This window comes from Streptomyces sp. NPDC047525 (assembly GCF_040643025.1).
Lineage (GTDB): Bacteria > Actinomycetota > Actinomycetes > Streptomycetales > Streptomycetaceae > Streptomyces > Streptomyces durmitorensis.
Genome location: NZ_JBEYTL010000010.1, coordinates 250184 through 275052, shown reverse-complemented (window position 1 = coordinate 275052; position 24869 = coordinate 250184). Strand labels below are relative to the sequence as shown.

Annotated in this window: 20 protein-coding genes; 14 read left to right on the top strand and 6 right to left on the bottom strand. The window is 70.6% G+C overall.

Annotated features, from left to right (window positions below):
• The first annotated feature begins 47 nt into the window (after nt 1-47).
• The 7 genes from ABZ833_RS29185 to ABZ833_RS29155 all read left to right on the top strand — a co-directional run bounded on the left by ABZ833_RS29185 (nt 48) and on the right by ABZ833_RS29155 (nt 10791).
• On the top strand, nt 48-1430 hold the full coding sequence (locus tag ABZ833_RS29185) for a DUF4192 domain-containing protein (RefSeq protein WP_361052382.1): 1383 nt from the start codon (nt 48-50) through the stop codon (nt 1428-1430).
• Between the two features lie 375 nt (nt 1431-1805).
• Nucleotides 1806-3710 (top strand): glycogen debranching N-terminal domain-containing protein, encoded by a 1905-nt coding sequence (locus tag ABZ833_RS29180; protein ID WP_361052424.1) that lies wholly within the window; start codon nt 1806-1808, stop codon nt 3708-3710.
• A gap of 120 nt (nt 3711-3830) precedes the next feature.
• Nucleotides 3831-4592: an NUDIX hydrolase gene (locus ABZ833_RS29175; RefSeq protein ID WP_249587308.1), complete on the top strand. Its 762-nt coding sequence runs from the start codon at nt 3831-3833 to the stop codon at nt 4590-4592.
• Between the two features lie 190 nt (nt 4593-4782).
• Nucleotides 4783-6783 (top strand): ATP-binding cassette domain-containing protein, encoded by a 2001-nt coding sequence (locus ABZ833_RS29170; protein ID WP_361052378.1) that lies wholly within the window; start codon nt 4783-4785, stop codon nt 6781-6783.
• 161 nt (nt 6784-6944) lie between these two features.
• On the top strand, nt 6945-7832 hold the full coding sequence (locus tag ABZ833_RS29165; protein ID WP_361052375.1) for a FadR/GntR family transcriptional regulator: 888 nt from the start codon (nt 6945-6947) through the stop codon (nt 7830-7832).
• A 420-nt stretch (nt 7833-8252) separates the two neighbouring features.
• Nucleotides 8253-9797: an RNA polymerase sigma factor gene (locus ABZ833_RS29160; protein WP_249587305.1), complete on the top strand. Its 1545-nt coding sequence runs from the start codon at nt 8253-8255 to the stop codon at nt 9795-9797.
• Between the two features lie 163 nt (nt 9798-9960).
• A complete protein-coding gene (locus ABZ833_RS29155; RefSeq protein ID WP_361052372.1) occupies nt 9961-10791 on the top strand; it encodes a serine protease in 831 nt (276 codons plus the stop codon).
• Between the two features lie 169 nt (nt 10792-10960).
• On the opposite strand, the gene ABZ833_RS29150 is transcribed toward ABZ833_RS29155, so the two are convergent.
• Nucleotides 10961-11188: a hypothetical protein gene (locus ABZ833_RS29150; protein WP_249587303.1), complete on the bottom strand. Its 228-nt coding sequence runs from the start codon at nt 11186-11188 to the stop codon at nt 10961-10963.
• A 438-nt stretch (nt 11189-11626) separates the two neighbouring features.
• On the opposite strand from ABZ833_RS29150, the gene ABZ833_RS29145 reads away from it, so the two are divergent.
• The 6 genes from ABZ833_RS29145 (at nt 11627) to ABZ833_RS29120 (ending at nt 18578) form a co-directional block, all read left to right on the top strand.
• The gene (locus tag ABZ833_RS29145; RefSeq protein WP_361052368.1) at nt 11627-13750 is read left to right on the top strand and encodes a DNA topoisomerase IV subunit B; all 2124 of its coding nucleotides are present in this window, start codon (nt 11627-11629) and stop codon (nt 13748-13750) included.
• A 221-nt stretch (nt 13751-13971) separates the two neighbouring features.
• Nucleotides 13972-14484 (top strand): DUF1453 domain-containing protein, encoded by a 513-nt coding sequence (locus ABZ833_RS29140; protein ID WP_361052365.1) that lies wholly within the window; start codon nt 13972-13974, stop codon nt 14482-14484.
• Nucleotides 14481-15623: a histidine kinase gene (locus ABZ833_RS29135; RefSeq protein ID WP_361052362.1), complete on the top strand. Its 1143-nt coding sequence runs from the start codon at nt 14481-14483 to the stop codon at nt 15621-15623. The genes ABZ833_RS29140 and ABZ833_RS29135 overlap by 4 nt, the downstream gene beginning before the upstream one ends.
• The gene (locus ABZ833_RS29130) at nt 15620-16312 is read left to right on the top strand and encodes a response regulator transcription factor (RefSeq protein ID WP_361052359.1); all 693 of its coding nucleotides are present in this window, start codon (nt 15620-15622) and stop codon (nt 16310-16312) included. The genes ABZ833_RS29135 and ABZ833_RS29130 overlap by 4 nt, the downstream gene beginning before the upstream one ends.
• Before the next feature lie 125 nt (nt 16313-16437).
• Nucleotides 16438-16989, top strand: a complete 552-nt coding sequence (locus ABZ833_RS29125) for a DUF485 domain-containing protein (RefSeq protein WP_361052356.1) — start codon at nt 16438-16440, stop codon at nt 16987-16989.
• The gene (locus tag ABZ833_RS29120) at nt 16986-18578 is read left to right on the top strand and encodes a cation acetate symporter (RefSeq protein ID WP_361052354.1); all 1593 of its coding nucleotides are present in this window, start codon (nt 16986-16988) and stop codon (nt 18576-18578) included. The genes ABZ833_RS29125 and ABZ833_RS29120 overlap by 4 nt, the downstream gene beginning before the upstream one ends.
• A 25-nt stretch (nt 18579-18603) precedes the next feature.
• Here ABZ833_RS29120 and ABZ833_RS29115 read toward each other — a convergent pair whose 3' ends face one another.
• Genes ABZ833_RS29115 through ABZ833_RS29100 form a run of 4 tightly spaced genes read right to left on the bottom strand, consistent with a single transcriptional unit; the run spans nt 18604 to nt 23196 of the window.
• On the bottom strand, nt 18604-19284 hold the full coding sequence (locus ABZ833_RS29115) for a response regulator (RefSeq protein ID WP_249587296.1): 681 nt from the start codon (nt 19282-19284) through the stop codon (nt 18604-18606).
• Nucleotides 19281-20921, bottom strand: coding sequence for a sensor histidine kinase (locus tag ABZ833_RS29110; protein WP_361052351.1), 1641 nt, complete (start codon nt 20919-20921; stop codon nt 19281-19283). Before ABZ833_RS29110 ends, ABZ833_RS29115 begins: the two co-directional genes overlap by 4 nt.
• Before the next feature lie 28 nt (nt 20922-20949).
• Nucleotides 20950-21897: a sucrase ferredoxin gene (locus tag ABZ833_RS29105; protein ID WP_361052348.1), complete on the bottom strand. Its 948-nt coding sequence runs from the start codon at nt 21895-21897 to the stop codon at nt 20950-20952.
• A gap of 36 nt (nt 21898-21933) precedes the next feature.
• Nucleotides 21934-23196 carry a citrate synthase family protein gene (locus ABZ833_RS29100; protein ID WP_361052345.1) on the bottom strand — a complete coding sequence of 421 codons (1263 nt, stop codon included), beginning with the start codon at nt 23194-23196 and terminating at the stop codon, nt 21934-21936.
• Nucleotides 23197-23324: 128 nt separating this feature from the next.
• Here ABZ833_RS29100 and ABZ833_RS29095 point away from each other — a divergent pair, with 128 nt between their 5' ends.
• Complete coding sequence (locus ABZ833_RS29095; protein WP_361052342.1) at nt 23325-24500, top strand: citrate synthase/methylcitrate synthase; 1176 nt, start codon at nt 23325-23327, stop codon at nt 24498-24500.
• Between the two features lie 69 nt (nt 24501-24569).
• On the opposite strand, the gene ABZ833_RS29090 is transcribed toward ABZ833_RS29095, so the two are convergent.
• The gene (locus ABZ833_RS29090) at nt 24570-24806 is read right to left on the bottom strand and encodes a hypothetical protein (protein ID WP_361052339.1); all 237 of its coding nucleotides are present in this window, start codon (nt 24804-24806) and stop codon (nt 24570-24572) included.
• Nucleotides 24807-24869 lie beyond the last annotated feature (63 nt).

Below are 24869 nucleotides of genomic sequence, written 5' to 3'. Positions count from 1 at the left end.
ATCCACAGGGGAAACCGGAACATTGTGATCCGCGGGAGAGTCGGCGCATGGCGAACCACAGCGAACAAAACGACCCGATCGACTCAACCGACTCAATCGATCCCATCGACTCCGTCAACTCCCTCGACTCCATCGACGAGACCCTGGTCACCTTGCGCACTCCGGCCGAGCTCGCGGACGCCCTGCCGTACCTGCTCGGGTTCCGGCCCGAGGAGAGCGTCGTCCTCATCGCTCTGCACGGCGAACGGGGGCGGTTCGGCGGGCGGGTGCGCCTCGGCATCCCCGGACGAGCGGAGGACTGGCCACCGATCGCGGAGCAGCTCGCGCAGTGCCTGGTGGGCGGCTGCGAGCGGCGGGGAGCCCGGCCCGACGGCATTGTCGCCTTCCTGTGCGCGGAGCCCGTCGGCGCCGAATCCGGGCAGCAGGTCATGGAGCGCCTGCGACCGCTGGCACAAGTGCTCCGCACCGCCTGCGGAAGCCTCGACGTCCCCGTGTTCGAGGTCGTGTGCATCTCTGCGGGACATTTCTGGACCTACTGCTGCCCGAACAAGCAGTGCTGCCCACCGGAAGGAGTCCCGCTGCCGAGGCCCGGCACGTCGGTCCTGGCCGCGGCCACGGCCTACGCCGGTGTCCAAGCGGGCGTCACCCCACGGGAGATGCGAGCACGTCTCACCCCATGGGAATCCGCCGCCGTGACGGACCAGGAGGCGGCACTCGACGCCGCGGGACTGGCGATCGTGCACCGGATCCTGAAGGAGGACGGGCACGCCGAGGTCGCTGCTGACACGCTCGACCTGGCCCGAAGGATCATGGCGCGGATGACTGCCGCGCCGCCGGTCAGCGACAGGCTGGAGGCGGATCTCCAGGACGACGACCTCCTCGCGCACGACGAAGCCGCGGCGCTCATCATCGGCCTCCAGGACCGTACGACGCGCGATCAGGCCGCGGAATGGATGGAGGGCGACACCGCGCCGCCGGCACTTCGACTCTGGAGGGCCCTGGCCCGCCGCTGCGTCGGTGCCTACGGAGAGCACGCCGCCGCACCGCTGTCCCTCGCGGGCTGGGTCGCGTGGTCTCTCGGAGACACCACGGAGGGCCAGGAAGCCCTGGACATGGCGCTGTGCGCCGATCCCGGCTACACCTTCGCGCAACTCCTGCGCCATGCCTGCACCGCAGGCCTGGACCCCGAGCCGATCCGCCGCTGCCTCCGCAGGGAGCGCACCGACCGTGGAGCGACGGCGGTCCAGCCCGAACTGCCGCTCCCGGCGGAGCCTGTGGCCCCCGCAGCAGAGCCGCTGGATGTCGCCCCACGACGCCGCCGCCCCACGCGCCCGAAGGGCGGCACGGGTTCGCGGGCCGCCGACAGGTCGAGCACCGGGCCGCAGAACCGCCGCCGCACCATCCGGCGCGCAGCGAGGAACGACACATGAACGCGGGAGCAGTCCTGCACCGGAGGGCGGCGGAGAGACGGGCGCCGGCCGGGACGCCGTACGCGCAAGGCCGGGGCCGGCCGGGTGGCTTCCCGCCCCGTGGGCGTGACTTGGGGCGGGGCAGGTCCGTTCACCTGAGTGGCGGTACCCGTGCCTGGGTGGAGCCGCCGTACGCCCTCCCACTCCTCGCCGCGCGGACAGCGCAGAAGAAGCCGCCTCATGCCCCTGCCCGCCCCGTCTCCCGTCTCCGGCAGAGAGGGTCCCCAGCGGCCCACGCCGACTCCACCGCGCCTGCCCGGGGGGCAGGCCCCGGCTCCGGCGCCGCGGCGCCCCGCACAGCTGCCGCCCGCGCACGCCACGCTGATCTGTGTCGCCATGCCCGCACTGGCGATCTCCACGGACCAGGGGCAGTTGACGGGCCGCGGACTCGAGGGGTTCTACCGCGCCGGGCGCAGGCTGCTGTCCCGTTGCGAAGTGCGGGTGGCGGGGCGCGAGCCGGTCGCCGTGCAGGCGCGGATGCTCTCGGCCGACCGTGCCCGCTTTGTCGCGACGCTGCGTCCGTCCGCGGACGGCGGCCCGGACCCGGACGTGATCGTCGAGCGGACCCGATACGCGGACGGGACGGAGCGGATCATCCTGCGCAGCGCCGCGGGGCGTCCGCTCCGGCTGCCTGTGGAGGTGTCGCTCGGCACGGATCTGGCGGAGCTCGGTGCGGTCGCGTCCGGCACCACCGGCCCCGAACTGCCCGCCAGCGTCCACGACTCCGGCATGCGCTGGTCATCGCCCGCGGGCCACTGTGCGGTCACCGCGCATCCGGCACCTGCGGACGCGCTGGCCTCCGCGGGGCTGCTGCGCTGGGAGGTGGAGCTGCCGCCGGGCGGCACCTGGAGCCTGGAGCTGCGGGTGCGGCCGGATGGGGCGGGTCCGGTGAGGGCGGTCGGGCACGGGACGTCGCAGTCCCTCGCCACGGCGCGGGCCGCCGGCGACGATCCCAGGGCTCGGGCCTTGTTGGACCGATCCGTGGAGGATCTGCAGGCGTTGCTGCTGCGGGACCCCGAGCACCCGACCGACGTCCACCTGGCCGCAGGGGCGCCATGGCGCTGTGGTCTCGCACCGGCCGAGGCGCTCGCGGCCGCCCGGATGGCGTTGCCGCTCGGTACCCGGATCGCCGCGGGGACGCTGCGCACGCTCGCCCGCCGTCAACTGGTGGGCAAGGGGCCGCGGGCGGGCATGATCCCCGGGCCGTTGCGGAACACGGGACCGCATCTGCCGCCCGGGTGCACGGGAGTCGAGGCCACCCTCCTCTTCCCGGCGCTGCTGACGGAGGCATGGCGTTGGGGGCTGTCGGCGCAGGAGACCGAGGAGTTGCTGCCGGCGGCCGAGCGCTGCCTGCGGTGGCTGCTTGCGGCGGCCGACGACGGAGGGCGCCTGCCGGACCCGTATCCAGGTGGCCCCGCGCGCTGCGAGACCCAGGCCCATGCCCACCGGGCCGCGCTGCTGGGCGCCGACCTGCTCGACGGGCACGGCCGTTCGGGCGGCACCGACCTGCGGCAGTGGGCGGAGCGGCTGCGGGGCACGTTCCGGGAGGAATTCTGGGTGGAGGACCGGACGGGTGGCAGGCCCGCCGCGGCTTGCCTGGCCGACGGCCGCCCCGTGCCGCTGCTCACCGGTGGTGCCGCCCACCTCCTCGACACAGGTCTGCTCGGGTCGGGCGTGCTCGCGCCGGGACTTCTCGACAAGGTGCGGACCGAGCAGCTCGCCCGGCTGCTTGGCGGGCCCGCCATGGACTCGGGCTGGGGGCTGCGGAGCCTGGGCGTCAAGGAAGCCGCGTACAACCCTTTCGGACATCGTGGCGGGGCGGTCCGTGTCCATGAGACGGCGGTCGCCGTCGCGGGTCTGGCCGCCGTCGGCTACGAGAAGGAGGCGAGCGCACTGCTGCGCGGGGTGATGGCGGCGGCCGAGACGTTCGGCCACCGGCTGCCTGAGATGTACGCGGGGGAGCAGCGCACGGAGGGCGGTGCTCCGTTGCCGCACCCCGCTGCGTGTCGCCCGGCGGCCACCGCCGCGGCCGCCGGGGTGCAGCTCCTCACGGCGCTCGCCGGGATCCGGCCCGACGCCCCGTCGGGCACGGTGACGCTGAGGCCGGTCCGTAGTGCACCCCTGGGGGAGCTGGGACTGACGGCGCTGCGCGTCGCGGGTGCCCCGTTCTCCGTACGTGTCAGCAGGCTCGGTCTCGCCATGGTCGAGGAGGCGGCCGACGGGCTGCAGCTGGGGGTGTGACCCACGAGAGGAGTGGCTGCGGTGGATGTGGCGTGAACCTGACCCCGGCCCCGGTGAATCGAGCCGGGATCGGATGCCGGAGGAGCTGTTTATCGTCAGGCAGACGACTATGATCGCGGCATGTCGCCCTACGACCCGTCGGCCTTCCCGCCCTTTGCTGTCACCGTCGATCTGGTCGTGCTGACCGTGCGCCGCCACGCGCTCTGCGCCCTTGCGGTTCGCCGGGGTGAGGCGCCGTTCCAGGGCCGCTGGGCGCTCCCCGGCGGATTTGTGCGTGACGACGAGGATTTGTCGGCCGCCGCCGCTCGGGAGCTGGTCGAGGAGACGGGGCTGTGCGCCCATGCTCCGGACACCCCGGTCCAGGTGAACGGCGCGCACCTGGAGCAGCTCGCCACGTACGGCGACCCCAAGCGCGATCCACGGATGCGGGTCGTCAGCGTCGCCCATCTCGCGCTCGCTCCCGATCTGCCCGCACCGCGGGCCGGTGGTGATGCCCACAGCGCGCGCTGGGCGCCGGTCGAGGCGCTGCTCCACCAGAGCGGGTACGGCCGCGAGGACGAGCAGGCGGCGCCGCTCGCCTTCGATCACGCGCAGATCCTGGCGGACGGCGTGGAGCGCGCCCGTTCGAAGATCGAGTACTCCTCGCTGGCGACGGCCTTCTGCCCGCCCGAGTTCACCGTCGGTGAGCTGCGCCGGGTGTACGAGGCCGTGTGGGGCGTCGTACTCGACCCGCGCAACTTCCACCGCAAGGTGACCGGCACGCCGGGCTTCCTCGTCCCCACCGGAGGTACCACCACCCGCCAGGGCGGCCGCCCTGCCCAGCTCTTCCGCGCGGGCGGCGCGACGCTGCTCAACCCGCCGATGCTGCGCCCCGAGGTCTGAGGCCCGCGCCACGGACCACGCGCTGGTCACCTGTCGGTCCGGCCGCGTGATGGACACCCGCGGCCCGCACCCTGACCGAAATGACGGAAATATCGCGTTATCTTGCTGATGTACCCACGGGGTTCGTCCGTCCCCGACCCGGCGGACGAACCCTGGCCGCCGAGCAGTCGCACATCCTGCGAGAGAAGCGATGATCCAGGCCATCGGACTGACCAGCAATCCCCGCCAGGAGCTGCCGCCCGCCGTTGACGACGTGTCCTTCGAGGCGCGAACAGGCCGTGTCACGGCGCTGCTCGGCGCGCAGGGCGCCGGCAAGACGACGGCGCTGAGGCTCATGCTCGAAATCCAACAGGGCCGAGGAGTCACCTACTTCAGAGGGCGTCCGCTGCACCGCATCACCCATCCGTCGCGCGAGGTGGGCGTCCTGCTGGGTGAGGTTCCGGGACACCCCGGCCGTACGGTCCGCGGCCAGCTGCGCATGCTGTGCGCCGCCGCCGGTGTGCCCGTCCAGCGAGCCGACGACGTACTCGAAGTCGTCGGTCTCGTCAGCCTCCGCGATCAGCGGCTCGGCACGCTCTCGCGCGGCATGGACCGCCGTCTCGGCCTGGCCGGCGCGCTGCTCGCCGACCCGCACACACTCGTCCTCGACGGTCCCGCCGACGGGCTCTCGGCCCGGGAGGGCGGGTGGCTGCACGGCATTCTGCGCGCGCACGCCGCGCAGGGGGGAACCGTCCTGTTCTCCACGGCCGACGCCAAGGAGGCCGCACGGACCGCGGACCGGGTCGTCACGCTGGAAGCGGGCCGCCTCGTCGCCGACCAGGAGGCAGGGGACTTCGCCCGCACCCGGCTGCGCCCCCGGGTCGCGGTGCGCAGTCCGCACGCCGCACGCCTCGGCGCGCTGCTGTCCAAAGAGGCTCGTGCCGGTCAGCGCTCCATCGAGGTGGTGAAGGAGGACGGCAACCGGCTTTCGGTGTACGGCAGCAACTGCGCCGACATCGGGGAGACGGCGTTCCGCCACGGAATCCTCGTCCACCAACTCGCCGACGAGATCGGGGATGCGGGGCCCGCTGCCGCGGAGCCGGAGCCGGAGTCGGAACCCGAGCTGACGCCCTCTCCCGTACCCGTACCCAAACCCGGAATCGAAGCCTCTGGTGAGCAGCAGGGCGTGGCAGCGGAGGTGCTGCCTGAGGTCGAGCCCGGGATCGGGACCGAGCCCGGGATCGGGACCGAGGCGGAGGCCGAGCCCGGGGTCATGTCCACGACGAAGAACCTCATCCCGCTCGCCACCACGGACCGGCCCGTCACCACGGACCGGCCCGTCACCACGGACCCGCTCGCCACCACGGTCCCTGCCGCTGTCACCGCTCCGCGGCCTCCCGCGGCTCCGTCTCCCTTGCCGCCTCCCATCTCGGTCCGGCCCGCCCGCAGCCCCCTTCGCCCCTTGCGCTACGAGCTGCGCCGCGCCGCCGGTGTCGGCACCGGGTACCTCACCACGGCCGCCGTGCTCGCCGTTTCCGCCGTCCTCTGCGTCTTCCTCGCCAGGAGCGGTCACACGCCGCAGCCGCTCCTGCTTGCGGCCTGGCCGCAGGAACTCCCCCTGCCGCCCGCAGCGCTCGGCGCCGGGCTGCTCGGTGCCCTCGCCTTCGGTGAGGAGTTCCGCCATCCCGCCCTTGCCGCCGACCGGGGCACCGTCCCCCGCCGCCTGGGGCTGCTCTGTGCCAAGTTGCTCGTGGCGGCGGTCACCGCGCTCCTGCTGAGCCTGCTCGTCCTGGCCTCCGACGCCGCGCTGCTCCACCTGGTATACGGAGAGGAGGTCGCGAAGGTTCCCGCTGACTGGCTTTCGCTGAGCGCGAGTTGGATCGCTCTGGTGGCGGGGTGTGCCTGGGCGGGGGTGCTCGCCGGAGGCGTCTTCCGGTCCACGACCGCCGGCCTCGCCGCGGTTCTCGCGGTGCCGATCGTCGTCGTACCCCTCGTACAGAAGGCCTTGGAGGGACCATCTGTGCGATCGGCGGCGGGGCTGCCGGGGAGGCTGCGCGATCTCGCGCTGGTGCAGTGGCCGTTCGGTGTCGAGCGGTATCTGGCCGGCGGAGTCCGGATGGTGGCCCAACCTGTGGGCAGTGCACTGATGTTGTCCGTGACCGCTCTGCTCTGCGCATATCTGCTCACGGGGATGCGGGGCAGGGCCCGATAGCGACCGTCCGGCGCTTCTGTTCCCGTGCTGCGCACAACTCCCCGGAGAACGCCCATTTCTTTCCGATAAGGCGTCAATTGCGGCGGGGTAAGCGATCACCCTTTCGTGTGCTTTTCACCAAAGACCTCAAGGGAGTTGGGAGCCACGCCGACAAAGGATCCGTGAGTACCCTTGCGCACACCATGATGACCGCCGCCCGCTCCGCAGACTCCGGCCTCGCCGGCCCGGGCGAACTCGACCGCTACCCCTACGCCGAGGCCCCCGGTGCCGACCGCGTCGTCGCGCCCTCGTGGGACAGCGCCGACCACGATCTCGGCCGCGTGGGCCGCCGCACCGCAGGCAGCCGCGGCCGCGGCCTGCACGGCCAACTCGTCCAGCAGCTCGGCCAGATGATCGTCTCCGGCGATCTGGGTGCCGACCGCCCGCTGGTGCCCGAGGAGATCGGCCAGCGTTTCGAGGTCTCCCGCACCGTCGTCCGGGAATCGCTGCGCGTACTTGAAGCCAAGGGCCTGGTCAGCGCCAGGCCCAATGTCGGGACGCGCGTGCGGCCCGTCAGTGACTGGAACCTCCTTGACCCGGACATCATCGAGTGGCGTGCGTTCGGGCCGCAGCGCGACGACCAGCGCCGCGAACTCAGCGAGCTGCGCTGGACGATCGAGCCCCTCGCCGCCCGGCTCGCCGCGGGCCACGGCCGTGAGGAGGTGCAGCAGCGTCTCGCCGACATGGTCGAGATCATGGGCCACTCCCTGAGCCAGGGCGACGGGATCACCTTCTCCCGTGCCGACGCGGAGTTCCACTCGCTGCTCATCCAGCTCGCGAGCAACCGCATGCTGGAGCACCTGTCCGGCATCGTCTCGGCGGCGCTCCAGGTGTCGGGCGGCCCGGTCACCGGCTGCGACCGTCCCACCGAGGCGTCCCTGGTCCACCACTCGCGGATCGTCGACGCCCTCGGGGCGGGCGACGGCCCCGGTGCCGAGGCCGCCATGCGTCAGCTGCTCACCGTCCACCCTGAGGTGGAGCGCGTCGTGCCCGCCCCCCGCGAGCACTGACGGGCCTGGTCTGCGTCCGTACGGCCCGCTCATGCGCCTCGCGGCCCGGCCTCATCACTCCGTTGGCGCGGTACCGTCGCCGGGCTTCTGCGGGTTCCTCGGGGATCCGGCAGGGACCCGGCGACGCGGCCGTTGCCGTCTGGAGGGCCATTACGGCCTAGGTCTGGACGGTTCTGACCGTATCTAGCTGCTTTTGAGCGCTTACGGGGTGTGACTCGGGCCACGTAGATTGGGCGTAACGCTCGTCGGGGCAGCGCGATGACCTAAGAGGTGATAGCCGAGGAGGGAATACAGCAGTCGTTCGCGGCGCTGTGTAGCTCCCCGGCCCCGCCTGCGCCGTCGGCCCATCCCCAGTCGTCGGTCGTCGGTCCTGGTCCACAATGGACGGGGCCGGAAGCCGTTTTCCAACGTTCCGAGAGGTTGTTCGTGTCGGCCAGCACATCCCGTACGCTCCCGCCGGAGATCGCCGAATCCGTCTCTGTCATGGCGCTCATCGAGCGGGGAAAGGCTGATGGGCAGATCGCCGGCGATGACGTGCGTCGTGCCTTCGAAGCTGACCAGATTCCGGCCACTCAGTGGAAGAACGTTCTGCGCAGCCTCAACCAGATCCTCGAGGAAGAGGGTGTGACGCTGATGGTCAGTGCCGCGGAGCCGAAACGCCCCCGCAAGAGCGTCGCAGCGAAGAGCCCGGCCAAGCGCACCGCGACCAAGACCGTCGCGGTCAAGACGGCCACGGCTAAGCAGGCCACCGCGACCGCCGCCCCCGAGGCGCCGGCCGCAGATGTCGCAGCTGAGGACGCGCCCGCGAAGAAGGTCGCAGCCAAGAAGACGACGGCAAAGAAGGCCGTCGCCAAGAAGACCGTCGCCAAGAAGGCGACGGCAAAGAAGTCGTCCAAGCAGGACGACGAGATGGTGGACGACGAGGCCACCGAGGAGACTCCCGCCAAGGGCAAGCCCGGTGAGGGCGAGTCCACGGAAGAGGGCCCTCAGGCAGGCTTCGTGCTGTCCGACGAGGACGAGGACGACGCCCCGGCCCAGCAGGTCGCCGCGGCCGGTGCCACCGCCGACCCCGTCAAGGACTACCTGAAGCAGATCGGCAAGGTCCCGCTCCTCAACGCGGAGCAGGAGGTCGAGCTCGCCAAGCGCATCGAGGCCGGCCTGTTCGCCGAGGACAAGCTGGCGAACGCCGACAAGCTCGCGCCGAAGCTCAAGCGTGAGCTGGAGATCATCGCCGAGGACGGGCGCCGCGCCAAGAACCACCTCCTGGAGGCCAACCTCCGTCTGGTGGTCTCGCTGGCCAAGCGCTACACCGGCCGCGGCATGCTCTTCCTGGACCTCATCCAGGAGGGCAACCTCGGTCTGATCCGCGCGGTCGAGAAGTTCGACTACACCAAGGGCTACAAGTTCTCCACGTACGCCACCTGGTGGATTCGTCAGGCGATCACCCGCGCCATGGCCGACCAGGCCCGCACCATCCGTATCCCGGTGCACATGGTCGAGGTCATCAACAAGCTCGCGCGCGTGCAGCGCCAGATGCTCCAGGACCTGGGCCGTGAGCCCACCCCGGAGGAGCTGGCCAAGGAACTCGACATGACCCCGGAGAAGGTCATCGAGGTCCAGAAGTACGGCCGTGAGCCGATCTCCCTCCACACCCCCCTGGGTGAGGACGGCGACAGCGAGTTCGGTGACCTCATCGAGGACTCCGAAGCGGTCGTTCCGGCCGACGCGGTCAGCTTCACGCTCCTTCAGGAGCAGCTGCACTCCGTGCTCGACACCCTGTCCGAGCGTGAGGCGGGCGTGGTCTCCATGCGCTTCGGTCTCACCGACGGCCAGCCGAAGACCCTCGACGAGATCGGCAAGGTCTACGGAGTGACGCGTGAGCGCATCCGTCAGATCGAGTCGAAGACGATGTCGAAGCTGCGTCACCCGTCGCGTTCGCAGGTCCTGCGCGACTACCTCGACTAGTCACCAGCGCTCCACAAGGAAGACCCGAAGCCTCACGCGAGGCTTCGGGTCTTCTGTTTGTCCGATGTGTTCGCCCTGGCGCGGACGCGCGTGGCGCGGGTGCGGGGCGCGCCGCGCTGGATCACTGTGGGTGTGCCATGGCAACCCAGAGTGAGGAGATCGCATGCCTCGTCCTTTCGCCCGAACATTTACGGCGGCATTGGCCCTTGTCGCCCCGGTGGGGGTGCTGCCGCTGGCCTCTCCGACCCCCGCGGCGGCCGACAGCGTCGTCATCGGGGGCAGTCCCGTCCGGGTGGCCGACAGCCCCTGGGCGGTGGCGCTGTCCAGCCGTGACCGGTTCGGGGGTACGCGCTCGGGACAGTTCTGCGGAGGCGTGGTGGTCGGGCGCTCGACGGTCCTCACGGCGGCGCACTGCCTGGGTGAGGAAGTCCTGGGAGTGCCACTGCGCGAGATGAGGGACCTGAAGGTGATCGCCGGCCGGGAAGATCTGGGCACGTCCAAGGGGCGTGAGATTCCGGTGCGCAAGGCGTCGGTCAATCCGGAGTACGACAGCTTCTCGAACTCCGGTGACGTCGCGGTGCTGTCGCTGGCGAGCCCGCTTCCCAAGGGCTACGCGATCCCCATGGCCGGGGAGGGCGATCAGGCGTACGAACCCGGCACGCGCGCGGCTGTCTACGGGTGGGGTGACACAACAGGAGCGGGTGATTACGCGCGTTCGTTGCGCTCCGCACAGGTGCGAGTACTCCCTGATGCGACATGCGGGGAGGCCTACCCGGGAAATTCTGACGGAACGTATGCGGCCGCATCCATGCTGTGCGCGGGGGAACTTGAGGGCGGGCGGGACGCCTGCCAGGGGGACAGTGGCGGTCCGCTTGTCGCCCGCGGGCGGCTCATCGGCCTCGTGTCGTGGGGGAGTGGCTGCGGGCGGGCCGGGAGTCCTGGGGTCTATACGCGGATCTCGGGCGTCGCGCGGGACATGCCTCTGCGCGGCTGAAAGTACGGGAGTTGTCCGCGTGGCGAGTGTGCGGCGCCGCGGGGGACCGCCGAGGAGGTGCCTGGGTGCCCGTCTAACGCGAGCGGGCGGCCGCCCCTGGGGTTGGCAGGGTCGGCCGCCCGGTCACCGGCCTGGCGTGCGCCGGATGGCTCGTCGTGGGTGCGAGGTGTCAGCGTTCCTCGTCGTTGGTCTCCGGGACGGCCGTCAGCCGCTCCGTCTCGTCCTGTATCTCAGCGGCGATCTTCTTGAGTTCCGGCTCGAACTTGCGGCCGTGGTGGGCGCAGAAGAGCAGTTCACCGCCGCTCAACAGGACGACGCGCAGGTATGCCTGGGCGCCGCAGCGGTCGCAGCGATCAGCGGCCGTCAGGGGGCTCGCGGGGGTCAGAACAGTAGTCACGTCGCCTCTTCTCTAGCTCGACGAGCTGTCGTACCAGGGTCAACATCCAACCAGGCCGAAAACGTTCCCGCTCGTGGCTTTTCCTCGAAGTTTTTTCCGAGGCGGCTGTCTGCTGCCGGTTGGCGGCGAATGTGCCGTATTACGTCTCTTACGTGTCTTACGGTTTCGCGCTGTGTCAGGTCGGTCGTCCGCCGGCTGGGTTGCCGGTTGTTCATGAGGACGTGCCCGGAGCCTAAATGGTTCATGCCTGGAAGGGAACGTGACGTGCGCTTCACTCCATCGAGGGATCGAACAAGCGTACGGTGCTGGACTAGTGTGAGTTGAGACGAGGGTGGCGTGACAACGGCTCTACCAGGCCTCGGTACCCTCTGAGCGGCAACCGAAGCCGGGTCCTTACCCCAAAGGACCCCTTTTGAAATTCAGCGAGGAGCGAACCGCGTGACCGCCGAGACGTCCGTGCCGTCCACAGCGTTGCTGACCGGAGCAGACCGGGACGGTTCCAACTACACCGCGCGGCACCTGCTCGTCCTGGAGGGGCTCGAAGCCGTTCGCAAGCGTCCGGGCATGTACATCGGGTCGACGGACAGCCGTGGCCTGCTGCACTGCCTCTGGGAGATCATCGACAACTCCGTCGATGAGGCCCTGGGCGGCTACTGCGACCACATCGAAGTCATCCTCCACGACGACGCCTCCGTAGAGGTCCGGGACAACGGCCGAGGCATCCCGGTGGATGTCGAGCCCAAGACCGGCCTCTCCGGAGTCGAGGTCGTCATGACGAAGCTCCACGCGGGCGGCAAGTTCGGCGGTGGCTCGTACGCTGCCTCCGGCGGCCTGCACGGCGTGGGTGCCTCCGTGGTGAACGCCCTGTCCGCGCGCCTCGACGTAGAGGTGGACCGCGCGGGGCACACCCACGCGATCAGCTTCCGTCGTGGTGTTCCCGGAGCCTTCGCCAAGCCCGGCCCCGACGCCGACTTCGACTCGTCGGCCAAGCTGCGCAAGGCCAAGAAGATCCCCAAGACGCGTACCGGCACGCGTGTGCGGTACTGGGCGGATCGCCAGATCTTCCTCAAGGACGCCAAGCTCAGTTTGGAGACGCTGCATCAGCGTGCCCGGCAGACGGCGTTCCTGGTGCCGGGTCTGACGATTGTCGTGCGTGATGAGTACGGCTTGGGGGAGGGTGGCACCAAGGGTGAGGAGTCCTTCCGTTTCGACGGTGGGATCAGTGAGTTCTGTGAGTATCTGGCGCAGGACAAGGCGGTGTGTGATGTGCTGCGGCTGTCCGGGCAGGGCAGTTTCAAGGAGACCGTGCCGGTCCTGGATGATCATGGGCAGATGACGCCCACCGAGGTCACCCGTGATCTCGTCGTGGATGTCGCGATGCGCTGGGGCACGGGCTATGACACGACGCTGCGGTCGTTTGTGAACATCATTGCCACGCCCAAGGGCGGCACGCATGTGTCGGGCTTCGAGCGGTCGCTGACGAAGACGATGAATGAGGTGCTGCGCAGCCAGAAGGTGCTGCGGGTTGCCGAGGACGACATCGTCAAGGATGACGCCCTGGAGGGGCTGACGGCGGTGGTCACGGTGCGTCTGGCCGAGCCGCAGTTCGAGGGGCAGACCAAGGAGGTGCTGGGCACCTCGGCGGCCAACCGCATCGTCGCCCATGTGATCGCCAGGGAGCTCAAGGCGTTTTTGACGTCGGCCAAGCGTGATGCGAAGGCGCAGGCGCGGGCGGTGATGGACAAGGCGGTGGCGGCGGCCCGGACGCGGATCGCGGCGCGTCAGCACAAGGATGCCCAGCGGCGCAAGACGGCGCTGGAGTCCTCCTCGCTGCCGGCGAAGCTGGCGGATTGCCGCAGTGATGATGTGGAGCGCAGCGAGCTGTTCATCGTGGAGGGTGATTCGGCGCTGGGCACGGCCAAGCTGGCACGCAACTCGGAGTTCCAGGCGTTGTTGCCGATCCGGGGGAAGATCCTGAACGTTCAGAAGGCGTCCGTGACGGACATGCTGAAGAACGCCGAGTGCGGGGCGATCATCCAGGTCATAGGGGCGGGGTCGGGGCGGACCTTCGACATCGACGCGGCCCGCTACGGGAAGATCATTCTTCTGGTGGACGCCGATGTGGACGGTGCGCACATCCGGATTTTGCTGTTGACGCTCTTCCAGCGTTATATGCGTCCGATGGTGGAGGCGGGCCGGGTGTTCGCGGCGGTGCCGCCGTTGCACCGGATCGAGCTGGTGCAGCCGAAGAAGGGCCAGGACAAGTACGTCTACACGTACTCGGACAATGAGCTGCGCGAGACGTTGCTGGAGTATCAGCGCAAGGGGATCCGGTTCAAGGATTCCATCCAGCGTTACAAGGGTCTGGGTGAGATGGACGCGGACCAGCTCGCGGAGACGACGATGGATCCGCGTTATCGCACGCTGCGGCGGGTCAACATCGGTGACCTGGACGCCGCCGAGCAGGTCTTCGATCTCCTGATGGGCAACGACGTGGCACCCCGCAAGGAATTCATCACCAGCTCCGCCGCCACACTCGACCGCTCACGCATCGACGCTTAGGCCGCGCGCGACGCCGGTGCGTTCCGCTCGTACGGACGCGCCGGCTCGCGTGACGCCGTCCGATCCGCCGATGCGGACCGGACTCCACCCGTGGGTGGAGCCCACTCCTCCACCCACGATCCACCCCTGCTCCGATGTTCTGACCAGGTCTTTTCCGTAGCGTCGAAGGCGTCGATCCTCCTCGGATCGGCTCCGCACTTCCTCGTCCCACGGAGGCCGTCATGTCTGGGCTCGCCAATGTTCTGGTGGTCTGCGCCGTCGTCGCGCTGGTGATCGTGCGTCAGTTCAAGGCGCAGCAGATCACCTCGGACAGGCGTTGGTGGGTCATACCAGCTGTGCTGGTCTTCCTTGCCGTGCGCGAGCCCGACGTGCTGGACCCCCACCACCAGGCGGCGGCCATCGTCCTGCTCGGTGCGGAGCTGCTGGTCGGTCTGGCCATCGGCTTCGGCTGGGCGCGGACCACGCATGTGTGGACAGCGCCGGACGGTTCCGTATGGGGCAAGGGGACCAAGGCCACCGCCATCGTCTGGGGCGTCGGGATCGGGCTGCGACTCGGCCTCTTCGGTGTCGGTGCGCTGGTGGGGGTGCGGCAGGGCAGCGCCGCTCTGATGCTGGCTCTCGCGGCCACGCTCCTGGTGCGCAGCGGCATGCTGGCGCAGCGGGCCGGCCTGCTCCGCCCGGCGTACGGTGTTGCGGACGCGGCGTACGAGCCGATGCGGAAGGACCCCGTGTGATCTCGGACCGGTGGATGAGATGGCCCTCCCGGGAAGTGCTCACGAGGGAAGGGCAGAGCCTCGCGCGGCTGTGGTTCGTCAGGGTCCTGCGGGTGGTGATCGCGGGCAGCCTGCTGTGGAACGCGTTCCATCACGACAGGGGCTGGCGCCTGGCGGCCGGAGTCGGCCTGGTCGTGCTCTGCGCCGGGCTTGCCTGGGCGTTCCTCCGCGTCTCGTTCGACCATCGGCTGTGGCTCTCCGTCACTCTGCTGGTCCTGCTGATGGGGTGCGGTTATGCCGCGCAGGCGGGCGACTGGAGGGTGCTGGCGCTCGTCCTCTGGTGCAGCACGGCAGTCCTGTCCCTGGAGCGGTTGCCGCTTCTGGCGGCCGCGGTCTGTGTGCCCTTGGCGATGGCCGGGTTCGCCGTGTACAACAACGACAACTGGCTCGTCACGGGCCTCATCGTCGTCGGGCTCGCACTGGCCGGGTACACCCTGCGGCTCGACGCCGACGCGCGGGGCAACGCACAGCGGCTGCTCGCCCAGGAGCGGGCTGCCCGCACCGCGGAGGCCGAGACGGCCGCGCTGGCGGAGCGGGCCCGCATCGCCCGGGAGATCCACGACGTGCTCGCGCACAGCCTCTCCGCGCAGCTCGTCCACCTGGAGGCGGCGCGTCTGCTGATCGAGGGGGAGGCGACACGCGATCAGATTCTCGAGCGCGTGGTGGCGGCGCGGTCCATGGCCCGCGAAGGGCTCGAGGAGACCCGGCAGGCACTCTCCGCGCTGCGCGGCGAGATGACGCCGGTAGAGGACTTCTTGCGCGAACTGGTCGCCTCGGACAGGGCGTCGGTGTCCGTGACGGGGGCGCGGCGCGCTCTGCCGGCCGAGGCGTCACAGGCGGTGCGCCGGGTCGCGCAGGAGGCCCTGACGAACGTTCGCAAGCACGCGCCGGGAGCCAAGGTGTTCGTTCGTCTCGCGTACGAAGAGGAGGAAGTGACGCTGGACATACGGGATTCGGGTGGGGCGCCGGGCGAACTCGCCGCCTCCGGGGCCGGGTACGGTCTGCTCGGAATGCGGGAGCGGGCCGAGCTGCTGGGCGGCTCCCTGACGGCCGGGCCTGGTGAGGAAGGCTTCATCGTGACGCTGAAGGTGCCCACATGACGACGGAGAGCGGCGCCAAGGCGCCGGCGCGGGTGATCGTGGTCGACGATCAGACCGTGGTGCGCGAGGGCATCGTGATGCTGCTGGGACTGTTGCCCGGTATCGAGGTCGTCGGTTCCGGGGGTGACGGCGAGGAGGCCGTTCGGCTCGTCGCCGAACTCGCCCCGGATGTCGTCCTGATGGACCTGCGCATGCCCCGGGTCGACGGCGCGGAGGCCACCCGCCGCATCCGTGCCGAGTACCCGGGAACGCAGGTCGTCGTGCTGACGACCTTCGCCGACGACGACTCCCTGTTCCCCGCGCTGAGAGCAGGCGCGCGCGGCTATCTGACCAAGGACGCCGGTGGGGACGAGATCGTGCGGGCCGTGGAGGGCGTGCTCTCGGGCGACGCGGGGCTCTCGCCGCAGATCCAACGGCGCTTGCTGGAGCGGCTTTCGGAGTCCGAGTTGCCCGCGCCCGCACCGGAGCCGCCCGATGGCCTGACCACGCGCGAGACCGAGGTACTCGTCCTGATCGCCGAGGGGATGACGAACCAGGAGATCGCCCGCGCGATGCATGTCTCCACCGCGACGGTGAAGACGCACATCAACAACCTCTTCGCCAAGACGGGACTCAAGGACCGCGCACAGGCGGTCCGTTACGCCTACGGACACGGACTCGCCAAGCCCCCGAGCGCCCGGCCCACCTGAGTGGGGTCTTCGATGAGGTCCTTCACCTGATGGGGTGAAGAGAAGGGAGAGAAGAGTCAGGGATCTTCCCGTTCTGTCCATCCTTGGGCACGCAGCCGAACAAGGCTGCGGACAAGGAGAGTTCGGTGGAGAAGCACGACGGGCGCGATGCCGGGCAGGCGCGGACCGGTGATCCGAGGGATCCCTGGTACGACGCGCTTGCGTCCGGCTGGGGCGAGTTGGACGGCACGGGTGCGCCGGCGCCCGTGGTGCCGCCCCGAGCCGCGCCGGAGCGGAGCGCGAGCGCGGCCGACATCTATCTGGAGGTCCAGCGCAGTGCTGCCTTCCAGGAGGTGCGCGGACGGTATCGGCGGTTCGTCGTCCCTGGGGTGGCCGTCTTCTTCACCTGGTACGTCGCGTATGTAGTGGCCGCGACGACGGCGCCCGGTCTCATGGCGCGGCCCGTCGCCGGATCCGTGAACGTCGCGATGCTCGCGGGCCTCGGGCAGTTCCTCTCGACCTTCCTGCTGACCTGGGCGTATGCCCGGCATGCCCGGCTGAGGCGGGATCGTGCGGCGCTCGATCTGCGCTGGTCCGTGTTCGAGCAGAAGCGGGAGCAGGACCAGAAACGGATCCAGGAACAGCGGGAGCACGACCAGCGGAGCGGGCAGGAACTGGCCCGGGGGAGCGAGCGATGACCGGGGACCACCAGACGCTCGCGCTCCTGCTGTTCGGGGTGTTCGTGGCCGTCACGCTCGCCATCACGACGTGGGTGAGCCGCAACCGGCACGGCTCGGCGGAGGAGTTCTACGCGGGCGGGCGGCTCTTCTCGCCCATGGAGAACGGTTTCGCCATCGCGGGCGACTACATGTCGGCCGCCTCCTTCCTCGGCATCTCCGGACTGATCGCGCTCTTCGGGTACGACGGGCTGCTCTACTCGGTGGGCTTCCTCGTCGCCTGGCTGGTCGTGCTGTTCCTGGTGGCCGAACTGGTGCGCAACTGCGGCCGGTTCACGCTCGCCGACGTCGTCGCCGCCCGGATGAAGGAGCGGCCCGTGCGCATCGCGGCGGGAACTTCCTCCGTGACCGTGTCCGTTCTCTATCTGGTGGCGCAGATGGTGGGGGCGGGCTCACTGGTCGCGCTGCTGCTGGGCGGGACGAGCGGGGCGGCGCAGGCCTGGACGGTGATCGGCGTCGGCGCGCTCATGGTCATCTATGTGTCGTTGGGAGGGATGCGGGCCACCACCTGGATCCAGATCGTCAAGGCGGTCCTGCTGATGTGCGGCGCGATCGCGCTGACCGTGCTCGTTCTGGTGCGTTTCCACGGCGACTTCGACCAGTTGCTGCGGACCGCGGCCGACCGCAGCGGACACGGCAGCCAGTTCCTCGCGCCCGGGTTGAAGTACGGCGGGGACTGGACCTCGCGCCTGGACTTCATCAGCCTCGGGCTCGCGCTCGTCCTCGGCACGGCCGGGCTGCCGCACATCCTCTCCCGCTTCTACACGGTGCCGACCGCGCGCGCCGCCCGTCGCTCCGTCGTGTGGTCCATCGGTCTCATCGGCAGCTTCTACCTGATGACGATCGTGCTCGGCTTCGGCGCCGCCGCGATCGTGGGCTCCGATGCCGTACGGGGATCGAATGCCGCGGGGAACACGGCAGTTCCGCTCCTCGCGCTCGATCTGGGCGGCGGCGCGGACTCCACAGGAGGAACGGTTCTGTTCGCGATCGTCGCCGCGATCGCCTTCGCCACGATCCTCGCCGTCGTCGCCGGGATCACGCTCGCCTCCTCGGCGTCCGTGGCCCACGACCTGTACGCCTCGTTGCGCCGCAAGCACGCGAAGCCGCGCAGCGAGGTGGCGGTGGCGCGGCTCGCCGCGGCCGGGATCGGCGTGGTCGCGATCGGCCTGGGGCTGCTGGCCCGGGATCTCAACGTGGCGTTCCTGGTGGGCCTCGCCTTCGCGGTCGCCGCCTCCGCGAATCTGCCCGTGCTGCTCTACTCGCTCTTCTGGCGGAACTTCACCACGCGGGGAGCGGTCTGGTCGGTCTACGGGGGCCTGGTGCCCTCCCTGGTGCTCGTCGTGCTGTCACCCGTGGTCTCCGGAGGGCCGAGCTCCCTCTTCCCCGGGATGGACTTCCAGTACTTCCCGCTGGAGAACCCGGGGCTCGTCTCCATCCCGCTGGGCTTCCTCGCCGGATGGCTGGGCACCGTCACCTCGCCGGAGCCCGCGGACGAGGCCAAGCACGCGGAGACCGAAGTGCGTTCGCTCACCGGGGCGGGAGCGGTGTAACCGCCCTCGGAGGGTACGGCCATGGCTAGGAGGCGCTGGACGCCCACTCGTAGCGGTGCTCCGGGCGGCCCGTGTCGCCGTACTTCAGGCTGAGCCGGACCCGCCCGGAGCGTTCCAGGAGCTTCAGATACCGCTGGGCCGTCTGGCGGCTCAGCCGGGTGCGGTCCGCCAGTTCCTGGGCGGAAAGCGGCCCCTCAGCGCCCATCAGGGCCCTGCGGACCAGCTCGGCCGTGGTGGGGGAGTGCCCTTTGGGCAGCTCGGGCGCCGGAGTCGCCGAGAGGGCGCCGAAGATCCGGTCGACCTCGGCCTGCTCGGCCTCGCCCCCGCCGTCCAGGGTCCGGCGCAAGGTCGCGTACGCGTCGAGCTTGGCGCGAAGGCCCGCGTACGAGAACGGCTTGACCAGGTACTGCAGGGCGCCGTGGCGCATCGCGGCCTGGACGGTGGCGACGTCGCGCGCGGCGGTCACCATGATCACGTCGGTCTGGTGGCCACGCTCACGCAACGTACGGACCACCGCGAGACCCGTCTCGTCCGGCAGATAGTGGTCGAGGAGCACCAGGTCGACGGGGAGTTCCTCGACGAGCCGCAGGGCCTCGGCGGCACTGTGGGCCTTCGCGGCCACCCGGAAGCCGGGGACCTTCGCCACGTAGGCGGCGTTCACGTCCGCGACCCGGACGTCGTCGTCCACGACGAGCACCTCGATCATCGTGTCTCCTCCGTGGGGGCCAGTTCGGCCTGTGCGAGCGCTTCGGGCAGGACGACGGTGAACTCGGCGCCCCCGTCGGGCGAGGCGTCGGCCCGCGCGCTGCCGCCCTGCCGCTCGGCGAGCCTGCGGACCAGGGCGAGCCCGATGCCGCGCTTGCCGTGTGCTGGGGGCTCCTTGGTGGACCAGCCCTCCGTGAAGATCGTCTCGCGTTGCTCGGGCGGTACGCCATGGCCCGTGTCGCTCACCTGGAGGACGACGGCGCGCCCTTCGGTGCGCACATCGACCTCCACGCGCGCGTGGAGCGTGCCCGCCGCCGCGTCGAGCGCGTTGTCGACCAGATTGCCGACGATGGTGACGAGGCCGCCCGGGTCGATCAGGCGGTCGGGCAGTGCGGTGTCGCGCGGCACGGCGAGGACGACGCCACGCTCCGCGGCGACCGTGGCCTTGCCCACCAGGAGCGCGGCGAGCAGCGGATCGCCGATCTTCTCCGTGATCTGCTCGGCGGTCACCCGGTGGGCGCCCGCCACCTCGCCGACGAACTCCGCGGCTTCCTCGTACATCTCCAGTTCCAGGAGGCCGAGCAGCGTGTGCATGCGGTTGGCGTGTTCGTGGTCCTGGGCGCGCAGGGCGTCGATGAGGCCGCGGGTGGAGTCCAGTTCGCGGCCCAGCTGTTCCAGTTCGGTGCGGTCGCGCAGGGTGGCGACGGCGCCCCCGTCGTCCGTGGGCATGCGGTTGGCGACCAGGACGCGCTGGCCGCGGACGGTCAGCAGGTCGGTGCCCGTGACCCGTCCGGCGAGCACGTCGGTCGTACGGCCCGGACCGAGCGCGGTGTCGAGCGGTTGCCCGATCACCTCGGTCCCGAGGCCGAGGAGGCGCTGGGCCTCGTCGTTGAGGAGGCGGATGCGGCCCGCGCGGTCCAGCGCGACGACACCCTCACGGATGCTGTGCAGCATGGCCTCGCGTTCCGCAAGGAGCGCCGAGATATCGGAGAAGGCCAGGTCACGCGTCTGTCGCTGCACTCTGCGCGAGATCAGATAGGCGGCGAGTGCACCGACGGCGAGTGCCCCGCCCGCGTATGCGAAGAGCCCGGGGATCGCGTGGATCAGCCGGGCGCGGACGCTGTCGTACTCGATGCCTACGGAGACGGCACCCACGATGTTCCCGTCGATGTCCCGCAGCGGCACCTTGCCGCGGGCCGAGCGGCCCAGGGTGCCGTCGTCGATCTCCATGACCTCGTCCCCGGCGAGCGCGTCGCTGGGGTCGGTCGAGACGACCCGGCCGATCTCGTCGTGGTCGGTGTGCGACCAGCGAACGCCGTCCTTGTTCATGATCACGACGTACTCGGCGCCGCTGGCACGCCGGATCCGTTCCGCTTCCGCCTGCACGGGCCCGTCGACCGTCGGCTTCGATGAGCGCAGGTCGTCGGCGATGTGCGGCTGGGCGGCCGTGGTCTGCGCGATGGCGAGCGCGCGGCGCATCGCCTGGTCGTCCAGCTGATCGCTGAGCGGCGCGAGGAAGAGCCCTGTGGCGAGCACGGCGACCCCGGCGGCGATCGCCAGCTGCATGAGCAGCACCTGCGAGAAGACGCGCCGCGGCAGGCCGAGGCGGAGTCTTCGGGCAGGGGAGGTCGGGCTCATGTGTACGAACGGTACGGCGACCGGAGGGCTACTCCGAAGTCACTGTGGCGGGGATCTCCTGTCCGGCGGCGTACGTGATCCGCCGCACCGCCACGACATCCATGCGCGCCGGGGCCGCCAGTTCCGCGCCGCAGCTCTCGGGCCGCGGCGGCAGCGAAGCTCCCTGGGCGACCGTCACGCGCCAGTGCCGTCCGTCGGTGTGGGCCACCGTCACGTCCCAGCGCGGGGCCGTGCCGTCCGTGTGGACGACGCTCAGGGCCCCCGCGGCGTCCTCGCCCGTCGCGGTGCGCACCGCGAGCTCGGCGGCCTGTCCCGGGCGGTCCCAGGCGGAACTGCCCCGGCAGCCTTCGGTGACGACACGGCCCGTGCGCACGCCTTCGAGGATCTCCTTGACGGCGGCCTGTCCGGAGCGGCCGTACGCGTAGCCGTAGGGCAGGACGAGCAGCGTCGGGGAGAAGCGGTGACCACCCAGATGAGTGACTTCCCAGACGCCTTGTTCACCGGACGTGGCGAGCGAGGCGGCGAGCGGCCTGCCCAGGAGGGCGCAGCAGCGGTCGCGCTTGCCGTTCGTGCAGACCAGGGCGAGCGGGGCGCCCGTGTGCGGGGTGCCGAATCCGCCGTGGTCGCCCGCGCCGAGTGCCGTGAAGTCGAGGTCGAGCAGCTCTTCCGGCCTGTCCGTGACGTGGCCGCGCAGCCAGGTGTTGCCGGGCGCGGTGTGGCCCACGTACACCCGGCGGCGCGCCGGGGCGTGGCTGTCGGCATGGCGGCCGGGGCGGCGGATGAGCGCGATGCGTACGCCCGTTCCCTCGATGGCGGCCTCAAGGGCGCGGCCGATCTCCGGATCCAGGTGGCTCGAAGTCAGCGCTTTGGCGCCCCACGGGCCCGGCTGTTCCAGCAGCAGCCAGGTCCTGGCTGCGGCCGCGGTCCCCGCGAGAGGCTCGTCCAGATCCCGCGAAGCGGTGGCGCACTTACTCACAGAGGTGAGCCTAACCCGCGCCGGGTCTGTGGTGATTCATCCGCCGTCGGGCGCGGGCATCGGCTGGGGCGGGCGCAGCCCTACGTACTGGCCGCTGGGACGCATGCGCAGCGGCCGTTCCCCGTACTCCTCCAGGGCGTGGGCGATCCAGCCGGCCGTGCGCGCCACGGCGAAGATCGTCTCGCCGGCCTCGGCGGGCATCCCGGACGAGGCGGTCAGGACGGCCAGGGCCAGGTCGACATTGGCGTGCAGGTCCGTGTGGCGGGCCGTGGTGGCCACCACGTCGCGGGCGGCGGCCAGGGCGGGCCCGGCCTGGGGGATGACCTCCAGGAGGGCGAACAGGGCCTGCGCGCGCGGGTCGTCGCCGGGGTAGAGCCGGTGACCGAGGCCCGGGACGCGGCGGCCCGCGCGGAGCTCGTCGGCCACCACGGGGGCCGCGCTGCCGCGGTCGAGGACGTCCAGGAGCATGCGGTGCGCGAGGCCGCTGGCGGCGCCGTGCAGGGGGCCCTCCAGGACGCCGAGGCCGGCGGACACCGCCGCGTACGGGTGGGCGCGGGCGGAGGCGGCGACGCGGACGGCGAGCGTCGACGCGGCGAGGTCGTGGTCGACCAGCAGGGCGAGCGCGGTGTCCAGGGCGTGCAGGGAGGCGTCGGGGGGCCGCTGCCCGGACAGCCGTGTCCAGAGCTGGTGGGCCAGGGGGCCACCGTCCCGGTGGGCGCGGCTGACCGGTGGCAGCGCTGTGACGAGGGTGGGGATGAGGGTGCGTGCGGTGCCGATGACGGCTTCTTCGGAGAGGTCGAAGCGGAGCGGGTCGGCTGCGGCGGCGGAGATGGCGGCCACGCGCAGGCGGTCGGTCGGGCCGCTGTGCTCGGGCAGCGCGCTCACGGAGCGGCATGCGGCGTCAGCGGTCTCCTTGGGGGCGGTGAAGCGGATTCCGGGGCGCATGACGCCGGTCCACAGCCACTCGGCGACCTCTTCGTAGGAGTGCGACAGGGACAGTTCCGTCGCGTCCACGCCGCGGTAGTAGTAGCGGTCCTTGTCGATGAGTGTGATGCGGGTGCGGACGGAGAGCTCGCTGCTCGCGGAGGTGGCCGCGGGTTCCCGGCGGTTCTTGCGGGCGAGCGACTCGACCTCCTTGGCGTCGAAGGTGCTGCCCCGGGAGCCGGGGCCACGGCGGCTGCCGAGCTGGCCGCGGCTCACGTAGGCGTACACGGTCTCCGGCTTCACGCCGAGCAGTTCGGCGGCTTCCCGGGTGCTCAGGCGCCGGCCTTCCTTGGGCGTGGCCTCTTGATCCGTCATGGGCATCACCGTATCCATTCCGGCTGACATTGATTGAATCAATATTGACAGGGATTCAGTCAAGCATGGACAGTCGAATCAAGTCCAGGGAGGAAGGCTCGAGAGGGCCGAGAGAGTCGAGGAAGACCATGCCGATCAATGGCTCCACCACCACCCCCACCGCCCCCGTGGAGGTCCCCCGTGGGCTCGCGGGCGTCGTCGTGACCGAGACCCGGCTCGGAGACGTCAGGGGATACGAGGGCTTCTACCACTACCGCCAGTACTCGGCCGTCGAGCTCGCGCAGACCCGCAGCTTCGAGGACGTCTGGCACCTGATGTTCCACGGTGCGCTGCCGGACGCCGAGCAGCGGTCCGCCTTCGCCGCGCGGACCGTGCCCCTGCGCAGGCTGCCCGATGAGGTGCGCGCCGCGCTGCCCGCCATAGCCCGCGCCAGCGCCCTGTCGGGGCCGCTGTCCGGACTGCGTACGGCGCTGTCGCTCTTCGGTGCGGCGAAGGGCTTCCGTCCGGTGTACGACATCGACGGCGACCAGCGTCGCGCCGATGCGCTCGCGGCATCCGCCGTGGTGCCGACGCTGCTCACGGCGCTGCACCGCCTGGGGCAGGGACTCGACCCCGTGGAGCCGCGTGACGACTTGTCGTACGCGGCCAACTACCTCTACATGCTGACGGGTTCGGAGCCGGAACCCGAGCGTGCGCGGGCGATCGAGCAGTACTTGATCTCAACCATTGATCACGGCTTCAACGCGTCGACGTTCACGGCCCGGGTGATCACCTCGACCGGTGCGGATGTCGCGGCCTGTCTGGTGGGTGCCGTGGGGGCGCTGTCGGGCCCGCTGCACGGCGGGGCGCCGAGCCGCGCACTCGACACACTCGATGCCATCGGTACGCCCGACCGCATCGACGGCTGGATCCGCGAGCGTGTCCTCGCAGGGGACCGCATCATGGGCTTCGGCCACCCCGTCTACCGCACGGAGGACCCGCGTTCGCGCATGCTGCGGGGCATCGCGCAGGAATTCGGCGGCCGGATGGTGGAGTTCGCGGTGGAGGTCGAACGCCAGGTCGAGACGATCCTCGCCGAACTGAAGCCGGGCCGCGAGCTGCACACCAACGTGGAGTTCTACGCGGGCGTCGTCATGGAACTGTGCGGCCTGCCGCGCGAGATGTTCACGCCCACGTTCGCCGCGGCGCGGGTGGTGGGCTGGGGAGCGAACGTCCTTGAGCAGGCGGAGGACTCGAAGATTATTCGGCCTGCGGCGCGGTATGTAGGGGAGCCGGCGCCACAACCGGTGCCGACGGTCCTCTAGACGGGGCGGCATACGAAACGGGCTCGGCTCCTGGAGCGACCGAGCCCGTCCGGCACACGCCAACTGACGTCAGGCGTCAGGGATGTCGCCCTTTGCGCGGACAAGCGTGTCGCGGCTCACGATCACGATGCGTTCGTAGTCCGCCCGCGAGGCGTCGGGCGGGAGTTCTTTCTCGAGCGCCGCTGTTGCTTCTGTCCCGATGACAGCGAAGTTTCCATCGCTGAGCTCGAAGACATCGGGGCATGACTGTCCTGAGGCGCTTCCCCGCTGCTGGGGAGAGGCACCGATGCGGCGCACGATCTTCAACGGTTTTCCAGTCTTAGGAGCGGTGGCGGGGAGTGTGGGGGCAGCGTTGTCTGAGGTGTTGCA